The sequence below is a fragment of the Hanstruepera ponticola genome (genome assembly GCF_012931685.1).
In the GTDB taxonomy this organism is placed as follows: domain Bacteria; phylum Bacteroidota; class Bacteroidia; order Flavobacteriales; family Flavobacteriaceae; genus Hanstruepera; species Hanstruepera ponticola.
Genome location: NZ_JABANC010000003.1, coordinates 16,695 through 30,859, shown reverse-complemented (window position 1 = coordinate 30,859; position 14,165 = coordinate 16,695). Strand labels below are relative to the sequence as shown.

Annotated in this window: 14 protein-coding genes; 3 read left to right on the top strand and 11 right to left on the bottom strand. The window is 31.5% G+C overall.

Going from position 1 to position 14,165, the window contains the following annotated elements:
• Window positions 1-30 precede the first annotated feature (30 nt).
• The 5 genes from HGK31_RS08915 to HGK31_RS08895 are packed head-to-tail and all read right to left on the bottom strand — an operon-like array spanning window position 31 to window position 2,925.
• Window positions 31-747, bottom strand: a complete 717-nt coding sequence (locus HGK31_RS08915; protein WP_191859443.1) for a pirin family protein — start codon at window positions 745-747, stop codon at window positions 31-33.
• A gap of 10 nt (window positions 748-757) precedes the next feature.
• The gene (locus tag HGK31_RS08910; protein WP_191859442.1) at window positions 758-1,630 is read right to left on the bottom strand and encodes a pirin family protein; all 873 of its coding nucleotides are present in this window, start codon (window positions 1,628-1,630) and stop codon (window positions 758-760) included.
• Window positions 1,631-1,663: 33 nt separating this feature from the next.
• A complete protein-coding gene (locus HGK31_RS08905) occupies window positions 1,664-2,101 on the bottom strand; it encodes a MarR family winged helix-turn-helix transcriptional regulator (RefSeq protein WP_191859441.1) in 438 nt (145 codons plus the stop codon).
• 10 nt (window positions 2,102-2,111) lie between these two features.
• The gene (locus tag HGK31_RS08900; RefSeq protein WP_191859440.1) at window positions 2,112-2,393 is read right to left on the bottom strand and encodes a GNAT family N-acetyltransferase; all 282 of its coding nucleotides are present in this window, start codon (window positions 2,391-2,393) and stop codon (window positions 2,112-2,114) included.
• Window position 2,394: 1 nt separating this feature from the next.
• Entirely contained in the window at window positions 2,395-2,925 is a 531-nt protein-coding gene (locus HGK31_RS08895) for an NADPH-dependent FMN reductase (RefSeq protein WP_191859439.1), read from the bottom strand.
• 140 nt (window positions 2,926-3,065) lie between these two features.
• Between HGK31_RS08895 and HGK31_RS08890 the strand changes: the two genes are divergently transcribed.
• The 3 genes from HGK31_RS08890 to HGK31_RS08880 are packed head-to-tail and all read left to right on the top strand — an operon-like array spanning window position 3,066 to window position 6,436.
• Window positions 3,066-4,709, top strand: coding sequence for an acyl-CoA carboxylase subunit beta (locus tag HGK31_RS08890; RefSeq protein WP_191859438.1), 1,644 nt, complete (start codon window positions 3,066-3,068; stop codon window positions 4,707-4,709).
• Between the two features lie 3 nt (window positions 4,710-4,712).
• Complete coding sequence (locus tag HGK31_RS08885) at window positions 4,713-5,555, top strand: hypothetical protein (protein ID WP_191859437.1); 843 nt, start codon at window positions 4,713-4,715, stop codon at window positions 5,553-5,555.
• Window positions 5,555-6,436, top strand: a complete 882-nt coding sequence (locus HGK31_RS08880; protein WP_191859436.1) for a hypothetical protein — start codon at window positions 5,555-5,557, stop codon at window positions 6,434-6,436. Before HGK31_RS08885 ends, HGK31_RS08880 begins: the two co-directional genes overlap by 1 nt.
• Window positions 6,437-6,468: 32 nt before the next feature.
• Here the strand turns inward: HGK31_RS08880 and HGK31_RS08875 are convergent, their stop codons facing one another.
• From HGK31_RS08875 to HGK31_RS08850, 6 genes are all read right to left on the bottom strand, one after another.
• The gene (locus HGK31_RS08875) at window positions 6,469-8,535 is read right to left on the bottom strand and encodes a vWA domain-containing protein (protein ID WP_191859435.1); all 2,067 of its coding nucleotides are present in this window, start codon (window positions 8,533-8,535) and stop codon (window positions 6,469-6,471) included.
• Between the two features lie 20 nt (window positions 8,536-8,555).
• Window positions 8,556-9,179: a vWA domain-containing protein gene (locus HGK31_RS08870; protein ID WP_191859434.1), complete on the bottom strand. Its 624-nt coding sequence runs from the start codon at window positions 9,177-9,179 to the stop codon at window positions 8,556-8,558.
• A gap of 149 nt (window positions 9,180-9,328) precedes the next feature.
• Entirely contained in the window at window positions 9,329-10,951 is a 1,623-nt protein-coding gene (locus tag HGK31_RS08865) for a TonB-dependent receptor plug domain-containing protein (protein WP_191859433.1), read from the bottom strand.
• Between the two features lie 109 nt (window positions 10,952-11,060).
• A complete protein-coding gene (locus HGK31_RS08860; RefSeq protein ID WP_223115330.1) occupies window positions 11,061-12,170 on the bottom strand; it encodes an AMP-binding protein in 1,110 nt (369 codons plus the stop codon).
• Complete coding sequence (locus HGK31_RS08855; RefSeq protein WP_191859432.1) at window positions 12,142-13,101, bottom strand: CPBP family intramembrane glutamic endopeptidase; 960 nt, start codon at window positions 13,099-13,101, stop codon at window positions 12,142-12,144. The genes HGK31_RS08860 and HGK31_RS08855 overlap by 29 nt, the downstream gene beginning before the upstream one ends.
• 1 nt (window position 13,102) lies before the next feature.
• Window positions 13,103-14,140: an o-succinylbenzoate synthase gene (locus HGK31_RS08850; RefSeq protein ID WP_191859431.1), complete on the bottom strand. Its 1,038-nt coding sequence runs from the start codon at window positions 14,138-14,140 to the stop codon at window positions 13,103-13,105.
• Window positions 14,141-14,165: the final 25 nt, after the last annotated feature.

Below are 14,165 nucleotides of genomic sequence, written 5' to 3'. Positions count from 1 at the left end.
GATGCTTTTTCGCTATTAATCAAATATGAGTTAAGACATTGGAACTTCAATTATTATTAACTCGGAATCTTGATGTGCTTGAATTGAAACTTGAGATGTGTCATAAATTCCCATAGCATCTCTACTCGATAATTTATTTTCAGCAATACCAATTTCTCCATCAATAACAAATACAAACAATCCGTTATCAGAAGATTTTAAATCAAGTGCTATATGCTTGTCTGAATCTAAATGGGACCTATAGATATAGGCTTGTTGACTAATTGGCAATGCATTATCTTCTAATTTATCTTTAGGAACCACAATTGTCTGTAATTTATTATGGCGGTCTTCCTTATCAAACTTGCGTTGCTCATAATTTGGCTCAACATTCATTTCTTCAGGGATTATCCATAGCTGAATAAAATTAACCTCATCGGTTTTGCTATCATTAAATTCTGAATGTGTTAAACCTGTTCCAGCACTCATAACTTGTACCTCACCAACTTCAATATCACGTTTATTCCCCATACTATCTTGGTGCGAAAGCGCACCTTTTAATGGGATTGAAATAATTTCCATGTTTTGATGTGGATGCGTACCAAATCCCATTTTAGGCTGAACAACATCATCATTAAATACGCGAAGCATACCAAAATTCATGCGCTCCGGGTTTTGATAACCTGCAAAGCTAAAGGTATGATGCGATTTTAACCAACCATGATTAGCAAATCCTCTACTTTCATTTTTATATACTATTGTTTTCATAATTTAAATTTTAACTTGCTGGAAGAAATCCCATTTTGCCCATTTGGTAATCACGCATAGCCTCCAACAATTCAGTTTGTGTATTCATAACATAAGGACCATAAGTAGCAACAGCTTCATTTATGGGCTCGCCTGATAGAAAGAGTAGTAAACTATCTTCTAATGCTTCTATATTAAAACCTTCACCATCTTGATCAAATTGAATAAGTTGGTTTTGATTTAATTCTAAAATATCAGAATCATTAATACTAACTTTTCCCTTTAATAGATATAGCATTCCCGAATGCGTTGAATCAAACTTCAAAGATTCAACCCCTTCTGCTTTCGCTTCAATTGTAAACGCATTAACAGGCGTTTGTGTCGCTATTTTGCCATACATATTTTGTAGCTCACCAGCAATAATTTTGGTTTTAACTTTTTTGTCTTTTGAAATAACCATATTAAATTCATCATGCTTAACATGTTGATAATTAGCTTGTATCATTTTCTTATCTGCTGGTAAATTAAGCCATAATTGTATGCCTTCAATATAACCGCCTTTTTTAACAAAATTTTTCGTTGGTCCTTCAGAATGCACGATGCCTCGACCTGCAGTAGTCCATTGTACATCACCAGCTTTAACAACGCTTTCGTTACCTAATGAATCCCGATGAAGTTGCTCACCTTGAAACAAAAACGTAACAGGCTCAAATCCACGATGTGGATGTGGACCTAAATCAAACGGATTGTTTTTTTCGCTTATTTCATAAGGTCCATAGTGATGTAATAATATAAATGGATCAACCATTTCTATTGCATTTGTTGGTAATGGTTGACGTAATCTAATTGGTCCCATATTAACAAAATCACTTCGACCTATATGTTTTATTGTATTTAGTTTCATTGTAATTGTCCTTTCTTTTTTGAAACAGTATAATTATCTTATTTTATCCAGTAAGTCACTTAACTGTCTAGCCTCTTCTTCTGTTAAGTTTTCTAGTAAATCGTTTTTTAAATTTTTTGAAATTTCATTAACTAACTCTAATCCATTATCTGTAATTGAAATATACACCACTCGCCTATCTTCAGGGCAATGTTCACGTTCAATTAAATTTTTAGCAGATAGCTTATCCATTAAACGCGTTGCATTAGGCGAACGCTCTATCATCCGTTCCTTTATAGTTTGAACTTTTAAGGCCTTCTTTGCACCTTTTAAAATTCGCAACACATTGTATTGCTGTGGTGAAATATTATAAGGTTTAAAAAATTGATTCTGAAGACTACTTATCCAGTTAGCTGTATAAACAATATTCAGCGTGGCTTTAACCTTATTATTTGGAAACTTTGAATTAATATCTTTTGAAAAATCACCCATAACTTGTCAATTAAAATAATACGTCGTTATAAGCCTCACGCTTTTTAAACACTGCAGCTGCAAAAGGACAGAGTGGTAAAATTTTAACGTCCTTTTCTCGGGCATATTTGACCGCCTCTTCAACCAGTTTGTAACCGACTCCTTGACCTTTTAATGATTCATCAACTTCCGTATGATCAATGATAATTTTGTCAGGACCTGCCTTTGAATAGGTCATTTCCGCAACATGTTTGCCTTCTAAGTTGATATAGAAAATACCTTTGTTCCCATCAATACTATGTTCAATTTTCATACTATAAAGCGTTTTGAAATTTTTCAACTTTTAACTTCAAATCATTATCCAGCTCTTCATTAGTTATTTTCCCGTCAGAGAAATTACTGCCAAACGATGGGAATGAAAAATGATCTACTATTTCAGCATCATGTCGTGGGAATCTATCTAAAGCAATCTGTAAAACCGATGCGCCTCCTCTTCCTCCTGGTGATGCTGCCATAAGCAACATTGGCTTCCCGAAAAAAGTTTTACCTTCAATTCGTGACATCCAATCAAACATATTTTTAAATACGGCTGCATAAGCACCATTGTGTTCAGCTAGAGATAGTATAATTCCATCTGAATTTTTAATCAGGTTTAAAAACTTGTGCGTATTATCTGGAATACCCGTTTCATTCTCCAAGTCAATACTATAAATTGGTAAGTCAAAATTGTTTAAATCTAAAATTTTTACTTCAGTGTTTTCTACTAAACTAGCTGCATAGGTTACTAACTGTTTATTTATTGAATTTTTACTGTTACTGCCAGCAAATGCTATAATGTTCTTCATGGTTGTTATTCTAATTTGGATCAAAGATATGATAAATTATTTTATTTTTCTAGGAAAATAATTCCTTGTTATATTATTTAACAAAATATTCACTTTTTAAACACAGTACTCTTTCGTAAATTCGTAGCAAACTAAAATCTATGGATATCAACTTCAATAAAAACGAAGATCATAATAAATTACTTCTGTCTGAATTAAAAAAACGACTTGCTAAAGTAAAACTTGGTGGTGGCGAAAAAAGTATTGAAAAGCATCATGGTAAAGGTAAAATGACTGCTAGAGAGCGAATTGATTATTTGTTAGATTCCAAAAAAGAATCTATTGAAATTGGTGCTTTTGCAGGTGAAGACATGTATGAAGAACATGGAGGCTGTCCATCTGGAGGTGTTGTTGTTAAAATTGGTTATATAAAAGGCAAACAATGTATGGTAGTAGCCAATGATGCTACTGTAAAAGCTGGAGCATGGTTTCCTATAACTGGTAAAAAGAATTTGCGCGCCCAAGAAATTGCCATAGAAAACAAGTTACCAATTATTTATTTAGTTGATTCTGCTGGCGTTTATTTACCAATGCAGGATGAAATCTTCCCTGATAAAGAACATTTTGGTCGTATTTTTAGAAATAATGCCATTATGAGTAGTATGGGAATTACGCAAATTGCCGCTGTTATGGGTAGTTGTGTGGCAGGTGGTGCTTATTTACCAATAATGAGCGATGAAGCGTTAATTGTAGATAAAACTGGCAGTATATTTTTAGCTGGAAGTTATTTGGTGAAAGCGGCCATAGGCGAAACTATTGATAATGAAACATTAGGTGGTGCTTCTACGCATTGTGAAATTTCTGGTGTAACAGATTATAAGGCTAAAGATGACAAACATGCACTAGATACCATTAAAAATCTTATTGACAAAATAGGTGATTATGATAAAGCAGGATTTAATCGAGTTGACTCAAAAAAACCAAAAGAAAAACAAGAAGATATTTATGGTATAATTCCTAAATCTAGAGCTGATCAATACGATATGTATGAAATCATAAAAAGATTAGTTGATAATAGTGAATATGATGAATACAAAGCAGGCTACGGTAAAACAATCATTACGTGCTATGCCAGAATTGATGGCTGGGCAGTTGGCATTGTGGCGAATCAACGTCATATAGTAAAAACCAAAGGTGCTAAAACCAAACCAGCAGAAATGCAATTTGGAGGTGTTATTTACAATGATAGTGCCGATAAAGCCACGCGATTTATAGCTAATTGTAATCAGAAAAAAATTCCTTTAGTTTTTTTACAAGATGTAACCGGTTTTATGGTTGGAAGTAAAAGCGAACATGGAGGCATTATTAAAGATGGTGCTAAAATGGTAAATGCCGTTAGTAATTCAGTTGTACCTAAATTTACCGTTGTAATTGGTAATAGTTATGGCGCTGGAAATTATGCCATGTGTGGTAAAGCCTACGACCCTAGATTGATTTTTGCATGGCCAAGTGCAGAATTAGCGGTAATGAGCGGAAATTCAGCTGCTAAAGTTTTATTGCAAATTGAAACAGCTTCGTTAAAAAAGAAAGGTGAAACGATTACGAAAGAAAAAGAAGAAGAGTTATTCAATAAAATTAAAGATCGATATGATAAGCAAGTTTCTCCATATTATGCTGCCGCCAGACTATGGACCGATGCCATTATAGATCCGTTAGATACCAGAACATGGATAAGTATGGGTATAGAAGCCGCCAACCACGCTCCTATTGAGAAGCCTTTTAACATGGGAGTTTTGCAGGTGTAACAAATGAAGAATATCTTATTTTATTTTTTTATTATTTTAACTTTTTCTGTCAAAGCACAAGACAGTTATTTCGAAATTGTTAAACCTCGAATAGAAGTCATTCAGAAAGAAAAAAATGTATTGAATACAGACAACTATATTGCCCTAACGAATGACACACTTTATATTCCTATAAAGTCAGAACCCAATTTAGATTTCGTAAAATCTTCTTATGACCGTAGAAAATTAGTTTATAATTATGAAGCACAGGTATTTAGACTAACAACTGAAAAATCAAAAACCACATATAGATTAAAACAATGGAGTGTACCTATAATCGTATATTTTGATAAAAAAATTCCAAAAGAAGTAAAGAACGATTTTATCATCTTTTTTTCTCAAATAAATGATATTCGTAATTTAAACATTTCCTTTACATCAAAAATTAATGATGCTAACTACTACATAAAATCCACAAACGAAACAATTAACAGTTATGGAGATGATAATGAATTTGAAACAAAAGAAGAACTTTTAAATTCAACTCACTTTGCTGGCACCTATCTAATAATTACAGATGAGACAGATAAATTCATTGGTGGTGTAATGAAGCTCAATTTAGATGATATGCAAAACCAAGAAAAGCTTTTACGACAGATTAAGCAACTATTTTTCATGAGTTTAGGCAATTTCTATTTATCTTCCCATTATCCAGAAGATAGTATTTTAAGTAAAAATTATAATAATAGTAATGACTTAAGCAAAAATGATTTAGATATTTTGAAAATGCATTATTCTATTATTTATGATCAAAAAATAAATGGTACTATTTTTAATAGACTTCAAAAACTTCAAAAAAGACAATAATGAATAGATTTTTAACTATTATCTCAATTGTATTTATCTGTAATAATGTTACTGCTCAACATAAAAAACAAGATACTTTAAAACGGGTTTATATGTCCCTTGATAGTTACAAAAATCAGTATAAAAAACCGCTAACAAAAAATGACTCACTAAATTTTATGATAAGAGGCAATGACACTTTGGTTTTAGTTGAAAATTACGTTAGACCAAATGGTATTAGTGTTCCTTATGAATACAAAGACTCAACATTTTTAAAATACTATCAGAAAATTGCATTTAGAACAAAAGGAATAGATTCAATAGATAAAAAACAAACAATGCGTTATTGGAAAGATGATATTAAAATTTATTTTTCTGAAAGTGTATCGAAAAAAACACGAAAAAACTTAATGTCCTTTGCTACTAAAATTGCAAATGAAGTTGATTCTTTAAATATTTCAGAAGTAAAACAGATTGAATCCTCCAATTGTATTATTTATTATTTTGGTGATTATGAATATGAGCCTAGATTAAGGAATAATAAAAAATCTGATTACTATATTTCTTGGAATGGTAATAATCAGATTTATAGATCTAGCATTAAAATTGATACCGAACTCTATTTCAACGAAAAATTAATTGAACAGAAACTTAAAGAACTTTTTATAGGAACTTTAGGTCACTTTTCTAGAATAAACAATTTTGGTTGCGAGAGTTATTTTGCTGATTGTTATTCTGAAAACAAACAACTTACACCTTTAGATATTGAATTATTACAATACCATTACTCATATGGAATATGTAAAGGAACTACACTAGAAAAATTTGAAAAACAACATCAACAAGCAAAAGAATTATTAAAAACTCATAATCGTAAAATGAGTTTTTATCATCCTTTATAACAAGAGCGACAATTATGTCGCTCTTGTTATAATTATAAATTATTATAAGATTCAACAAGCCTTATAAACTCTGCCCTATAACCATTTTCATCTTTCCCTCTGCCTTTTTCAGCCAATTGAATCACATTATCAATATATGTGTTATTGGTGAATTGTGATTTGCGAATTTGCATTCCAAATAAAGCAACTGCTGATATAAATTCCATATCTACTGAAGCATCTTGAACCTTATCTTTATGAATATGTATCATTTCAATACTGTTGTTCCCATCAGGCTTTTTATACCTAAATCTTACAGTGAATAATTCATTACTATAATTATTTGTTAGGTCGATTTTAGAGTATTTAAGATCTGGAACAGGTTTAAAAAAATCACTTTTAGAATCTGCCAAAATAATCTCATAAAGTGCTGTAACAGAATGACCACTACCTAATTCACCCGCATCTTTGGTATCATCAACAAAATCTTCATCTGCCAACATTCGATTTTCATAACCAATTAAACGATAAGCCTTAACCTTTGATGGGTTAAACTCTACTTGAATTTTTACATCCTTTGCTATGGTATAAAGTGTTCCTCCAAATTCTTTACCGAAAACTTTTTGCGCTTCTTGCATGGTATCAATGTAAGCATGATTACCATTTCCTTTATCAGCAAGTGTTTCTAATTTTGAATCCTTATAATTACCATACCCGAATCCTAAAACAGATAAAAACACACCAGATCGTCGTTTTTGTTCAATTAAATCTTGCATAGCTAAATCACTTGACGCGCCAACATTAAAATCACCATCTGTAGCCAAAATAACGCGATTATTCCCTTTTCTATTAAAATGCTTTTCGGCCAGGGTATATGCTAATTCAATACCTTGACCACCAGCTGTAGATCCTCCTGATTGTAATTGATTAAGGGCTGCTATAATTTGTTCTTTTTTGTCGCCCGATGTAGGTTTTAAGACAACTCCTGCTGCTCCTGCATAAACGACTATAGATACTTTATCTTGTTTCCGTAATTGATTTACTAATAACTTAAAAGCTGATTTTAATAATGGCAACTTATTTTGAGATGACATAGAGCCTGATACGTCTATTAAGAAGACTAAATTTGAAGGAGGTAATTCTTCATGTAGATACGTTTTTCCTTGTAAGCCAATTTTAACTAATTGCGTTTCTTTATTCCATGGTGTTTCAACTTGCTCCGTATTAATTGAAAAAGGATGTTCGTCATTAGGTTGCGGATAATTATAATTAAAATAATTTATCATTTCTTCAATTTTAACAGCATCAATAGGAATTTGTTGACCATTATTTATCATACGTCTTATATTACTGTAAGAGGCTTTATCTACATCAATAGAGAATGTTGACAAAGGAGCTGTTTTTATGCCTTTAAAGTCATTTTCGGTAATATGAGCATAAGACTCATCACTCTCTAATCTATAATTACCAGATTTAGTAGTTATAACAACACATCCATTTTTTGCAGCTTTGCCAAAAACCTCTTTTGCCTTGACTGGCTTCATTACTTTTGCAAAATCAATTTGATTTGCATTCATATTTTGTATAACAGAATTATATTCATAAGGTATCGGTACACCGTCAACAATATAAAGAATTGGTCGCTTACCATTTATACCTTTAATAGTTTGACCATTATATAATCCTTTATTAACAATGGCTTTACCATTTAACTGTCGTGTTATAGAATTATGATATGCTTGCTGTTTCTGCTTTTTTATTTGAGCTTCAGAAGGTAACCTTCTTGTTCTTGCTAAACCAAATGCAGTAATAACAACTTCTTCTAAATATTCTGAATCAACAGTCATTGCAAAACTTATATTACTTGCCGTACCAACTAATTTTTCTGCTGTTACATACCCCAAATATGAATAGGTCAAAATATCTCCAAGATTAGCTTTGATTTCATAATTGCCATCAAAATCCGTTTGTGTACCAATAGAAGTTCCTTTTACAACAATATTTACACCAGGTAATGGTAATCCGTTTTCATCTGCTATCGTTCCTGAAATAGTTTTTTCTTGTGAATTAGCTTGGATAGTAAATAACAAAGCCAAAATAATTTGTAATAGATTTTTCATGATTTATAGTTTTTAATTTGTTAATCTTTTATAACTGCAATTAATTCAGGTAATAGTGTAATGGCCGTTAAAACAATAGCTCCTCCACCTTTTTTTGTTTTATTTTCTGGATAATTGTGAGTTGTAGAAATGTCATTTTCAGTGTAATTAGATGAATTGGGGTTTCTTATCATTATCACAATATTATTGGCTGATGGATCATAAATTTCATTGCTATATTCATAACCACGTGAAATACCATCTTGACAATCTTTTTCAACGTGAGATTTTATATCATCAAGAGCATTTAATATTTTTTTTAATTGCTTTGAACTAGATTGGCTTAAAAACAAACCATTGAGACCAGAATATGCAATAAGTGAAATTTGATCATTATCTGATAATCGTTTTGACAAAAATCTAAAGGATTGTTTGAGGGTAATAATGGCTTCCTGTGAAGGGTTATTCCTATTGGACTCAATTAAAAACACCAGGTTGTTTATTTTTTTTGGTGTTTCAGTAGCGTCTAGATTTGAAACTGAATAATTATCAGCAATAAACGATATAAAATCATTTAATAAAACCGATTTTGTTTCAATGTTTTTTTGTTGGGCAAAATTATTTGCTAGTACAAATAAAAAGACCATTGTGGCTAGTGATTTCATAGTGTTTCAATTTTTAAATTCAATGTAAACCTATCATTAAATTATATTCTAGAAAACACATAATGAGCCAACTAACCGTTTTGATTAGGCACTTATGTAAAAAAAAAGGTTAGACTAATGTCTAACCTTTTTTCACGAAAAAGTTTAAATTACATTTTCACTTCAGCTATAACTTGATCCTTTTTATGTGGCTCAAGTTTTATAGTGGTAATCTTCTTCTCTTCATTTGATCTTCCATAATTTTTGTAGGTTGTAACTTTAACATAAGTAACTGCATCTGGGCTATCTTCTGAATTATTCACTACTACAAAATATTCGCCTTTTTTTGCATGTCTAATAACATACTCGTTTAATCCTAGTATGCCTGAAAATTCGCCTCCAATTCTAGTTATATTATTATCTGCTGAAGCAAATTCAGAAAAAGGGTCCACAATTTTTACATTTAAATTGGTATCGTCCCTATTCCAATCTACAACTATTCGTAAATCGAATTCAGTATTAATTATATTGTAAGAAGCTAAATCATTTGTATGAAGTGATGGGTTTTTTTGAATCATATTATTTACTTCATGCAGTGTAATTGTCTTAAAACTAGAACCATTTGTTTCGCCTAAATCCGTATCTAAAAACGTGCTCAACGTATTAAAAGCTATCTGGGCTTTACCTGTTTCAGCATATCCTAATGCTAAATCGCGATATGATTTAACGTCATTTGGTAGTTCTTTCAGAATTTTATTATTAACTACATTTGCTTCACTAATTTTTCCTAGTTCATCCAACCTATATGCAAATGCACGTAATTGCTCACCAGTAACCTCATTAGAATTTAAAACATCATTGAGTATTTCCTTACTGCTTTCATTGTTATTTTCTAATAGGAAATTATAGACATCTAAATGATATGATGGGTTAGCAGAATATTTGTCTTTATTTGCACGGTATTTTTCAATAATGGCTTCAGAAGTGTTAAGTTCTTTAAATTCCGACAAATATTCTGGAGAGGATTTTTTTATATTTACTTTTAATCGTTTTGTGTACTTATTTGCAGGTTTAATTGAATTTTGTCCTGGTCCTCTAGTACTAGAGTTTCCATTATTGGACAAAGATTTTTTGGTTTTAACCATTAACACTCCATTTGCAGCTTGGCTTCCATATAAAGCTGCTCCATTAGCTCCCTTATGAACAGTTACAGATTCAATTAAATTATAATCTATCGTTTGCAAATAGTCATAAGTTGAAACTACGCCATCAATAACAACCAAAGCCGAATTATTTGCCTGAATTGATCTGATTCCACGCAAATACACCTGATCATTATTGACATTTAACCCGCTAACCTTACCTTGTAATCCCTGAACATTATTGTTACTATTAGCAATATTTAAATCGTCTGCCTCAATGACACCATATGCCGTAGTTACTTCATCTTTACTCTTTTTAACACCTAATGCTCCTTCAATCTTTGATTTGTCAGGTAATAAATTGGCTTCCATAAGTACAACAATCTCATCACTTGATCCAACTGGTGCTATATTTTGCATATAACCTTCGTGAGTAAATACCAAGGTGTCGTTTTCCCTTACAGTTATTGAAAAGTTTCCTTCCTTGTCTGTTTTATAGCTTTTGCTTGACCTAATTTTAGAAACATTAACATTAGGTAAAGCTTGCTTGTCCTCATCATACACAGTTCCAATGACTCTATTTGCCTTTTCTTGTGACCAAGTAGAAATTGAAACCAAAAAAATAAATAATAGTGGTAAAATCGTTTTCATGATAATTGGTTTTAATGTGTTTGTTTTAATAAAAGTATGATTATAAAACATATAACTCACATAATAATGAGTGAACGGTACTTTTCAATTAGGCAAACATTATAACTGTTTAGGGTAACTTGTTTAGCATTGATTGTAGGGATCTCTTTCTCAATACTTTTCCAGAATTAGATTCACTGAATTTAGAAATATTAACTATTTCTCTGGGTTTCTCATGTTTATTCAAAACATTAAAGACAGTTTCATCAATTTGATTATCAATGCTTTCTATTACAAGTATTAATTTTTCTCCTAGTATGGCGTCCGGTACTGAAGTTACAAAAAAACGTTCAGAAATAAAATCTTGAAGTTTAGATTCTATAACTTCTGGATGGAGTTTAACACCACCAGAATTGATTACGTTATCATACCTACCTAACCACTCAAAAGTATTTTCTTCATGTACTTTAACAACATCATTAGTAATGACCACTTCATCAGATAAATAAGGTACTTTTATAACCAGACAACTTCTATCATCTGTTGAAATGCTAATATTAGGCAATACATGAAATAATGGTTTATTAATTTGGGAGTCAAAATTGTTTAATTTTTTAATGGCAATATGACTTACTGTTTCAGTCATACCATAGGTTTCATAAACATCTGCTTTAAGGGTTTGTATTGCTTTTAACAAAGAACTATTTACAGGAGCTCCACCTACTATAATAGTTTTAATGTTTTTAACCCTATCCAAACTATTATACAATTGCATCGGTGTTAGAGCAATAAAATCATATTGTTTGGCTAAATTTATATCAATTGATTTTTTGGGTTTAACAGCATCCAACTCAAGTCCAAGTATCATGGCTCTTACAAGCATCATTTTCCCAGAAATAGCCTGTGCAGGTAAACATAACAAGGCACTATTTTTTGGTTCTAAATCAAAAAAGTCACCAGTAGCAATGCCAGAGTTAACCATTGACTGCTTTTTAATTTTTAAGATTTTTGGCTTACCTGTTGAACCTGAAGTTTTACTAAAAATGTAGTCCTTATTATCTAACCAATCTGATAAGAAGTCACCTATTTCTTTTTCAAAAGGCTCTCCTTCCTTTATATAACTATAGGCAAGTTCCTTGAGTGCATCTCTATCAAAAGAAATATCGTTGAACTTAAACCTTACATGTATTTTGTCATAAGTTGGTACCACCTTACTCGATTGTTTTATAATCTTCTTCAATAACTGGTTCTTGAACTCTACCAAATAATTTATCTTTCCAATTAGTCCAATTGTATTTTTTAGAGAAAATAAATAGCATTATGGGAAAGACTACAAAAACTGGCATAAATACATCAAAAAAACCGGCTGTTTCAGGCTCTGAAATATCCTTAAAAATAGAATGGGTTTGCAAGGCTGTCCAATCGGCAGTAACCAACAATGCAGTAAATAAGTTATTGGCGGCATGAAAGCCAAGTGCCAATTCCATACCTTCATCCATAAGAGTAATAATTCCTAAAAATAAACCCGTACCTATATAATAAACCATAAGCACATAGCCTAGCTTTTCTATTTCAGGATTAGCTATGTGTAGCAACCCAAACACTAGAGAAGTTGAAATAAGAGGTATCCATTTATATTTAGTTATTACTCCTATTCCCTGCATCAAGTACCCTCTAAAGAGGTATTCCTCAAAACTGGTTTGAAATGGTATTAGTATGATTGCAATAATGCACAGTATTATAAACGGAACTAATTTAAAGTTATATACATAATCATCAGGAGACATATAATAATCTAAAAAAATAAATCCCGAAGAAATAATGCCCCAGGCAATAAATGCAAACCAAATACGACTCCAATCAATTTTTGGTCTTGAAGTTGTTACAGAAGTTATACTTTGCTTATGTAAATATTTTACTGCCAAAAACAAACCAATTAAGCCTACAGCAAATGATAACAACATTAAGAATAGGTTTAAATTAGGCTCCAAAATAGACATCATAGCCATTTCATCCATACCTATAATACTTTCATCATTACTAACGGCTTTAGCTAAAACAGCAATAGTGAATGGAATTTGACCAATTATTACTGCAAAAATAATAACTAGTAACCCAACTGCGTAACGCCACCATTCATGTAACACTTTATAAGCTTGTGATATATACATATTATCCTAAATTAAAATACCATTCTTTATTTTTATCATATTGCAAGGTACCGTTTTCTACATGTAATGGACTAACTATATTATTTGTAAATAATCCACCAGTACCCAAACCTTGAGGTAATGAATTACTCAAAGTATAAGTCCACTGTGCTATGGCATTTAATCCAACATTGCTTTCTAAAGCGCTAGTTATCCACCACCCAATGTTTTGGTTTTCAGAAAGATCTATCCATTCCTGACTACCTTGCCAACCTCCAACAAAACTTGGCTTCAAGATAATGTATTGAGGCTTTATAGTTTGTATTAATTTAGCTTTATTTGTTACATCAAAAATGCCAATTAGTTCTTCATCTAAAGCAATTGGTAATGGTGAATATTCACATAAACGAGCCATTTCCTGTTTCTGACCAGATTTGATAGGCTGTTCAATAGAGTGCAATTCTAAATCAGATAATCGCTTTAATTTTTCTAGAGCTTCATTTTTATTAAATGCGCCATTGGCATCTACACGCAATTCAATATCATTAGCTGAAAAATCCTGTCTGATTGACTGTAATAATTCATATTCAGTTTCAAAGTCGATAGCTCCTATTTTCATTTTTATACAACGAAATCCTGACCGTATTTTCTCCTCAATCTGTGACTTCATAAAAGCTTTAGTACCCATCCAAATTAAGCCATTAATTGGGATGCTAGATTTTCCTGAACTAAAATCAGAGGGAAATAGCTCAAAAGGATTCTTGCTATTTAATGATTTTAAAGCCATCTCCAAACCAAACTGTATACTTGGAAACTGTTTTAATTCTCCCATTAAAATGTCTAGACCTAAATGAATATTGCTACAAGTCCATTTAAGTACATCTTCATAATCGGGTCTATCATCAGCACTTAATCCTCTCAAAATACCACATTCACCAATTCCTTTTTTACCATTCGCTTCTAAAATAATAAACCAGGTTTCCTTGGTCTTTAAAACCCCTCGCGAAGTTCCACTTGGCTGTTTAAAATTGAGTATGTACTTATGGCAGGTTGCTTTCATTTAATTTTTAAAAAGTATTTTCCGG

Coding starts and splice junctions, on each gene's coding strand:
- HGK31_RS08915 (WP_191859443.1), bottom strand. CDS start 747: ATGAAAACAATAGTATATAAAAATGAAAGTAGAGGATTTGCTAATCAT.
- HGK31_RS08910 (WP_191859442.1), bottom strand. CDS start 1,630: ATGAAACTAAATACAATAAAACATATAGGTCGAAGTGATTTTGTTAAT.
- HGK31_RS08905 (WP_191859441.1), bottom strand. CDS start 2,101: ATGGGTGATTTTTCAAAAGATATTAATTCAAAGTTTCCAAATAATAAG.
- HGK31_RS08900 (WP_191859440.1), bottom strand. CDS start 2,393: ATGAAAATTGAACATAGTATTGATGGGAACAAAGGTATTTTCTATATC.
- HGK31_RS08895 (WP_191859439.1), bottom strand. CDS start 2,925: ATGAAGAACATTATAGCATTTGCTGGCAGTAACAGTAAAAATTCAATA.
- HGK31_RS08890 (WP_191859438.1), top strand. CDS start 3,066: ATGGATATCAACTTCAATAAAAACGAAGATCATAATAAATTACTTCTG.
- HGK31_RS08885 (WP_191859437.1), top strand. CDS start 4,713: ATGAAGAATATCTTATTTTATTTTTTTATTATTTTAACTTTTTCTGTC.
- HGK31_RS08880 (WP_191859436.1), top strand. CDS start 5,555: ATGAATAGATTTTTAACTATTATCTCAATTGTATTTATCTGTAATAAT.
- HGK31_RS08875 (WP_191859435.1), bottom strand. CDS start 8,535: ATGAAAAATCTATTACAAATTATTTTGGCTTTGTTATTTACTATCCAA.
- HGK31_RS08870 (WP_191859434.1), bottom strand. CDS start 9,179: ATGAAATCACTAGCCACAATGGTCTTTTTATTTGTACTAGCAAATAAT.
- HGK31_RS08865 (WP_191859433.1), bottom strand. CDS start 10,951: ATGAAAACGATTTTACCACTATTATTTATTTTTTTGGTTTCAATTTCT.
- HGK31_RS08855 (WP_191859432.1), bottom strand. CDS start 13,101: ATGTATATATCACAAGCTTATAAAGTGTTACATGAATGGTGGCGTTAC.
- HGK31_RS08850 (WP_191859431.1), bottom strand. CDS start 14,140: ATGAAAGCAACCTGCCATAAGTACATACTCAATTTTAAACAGCCAAGT.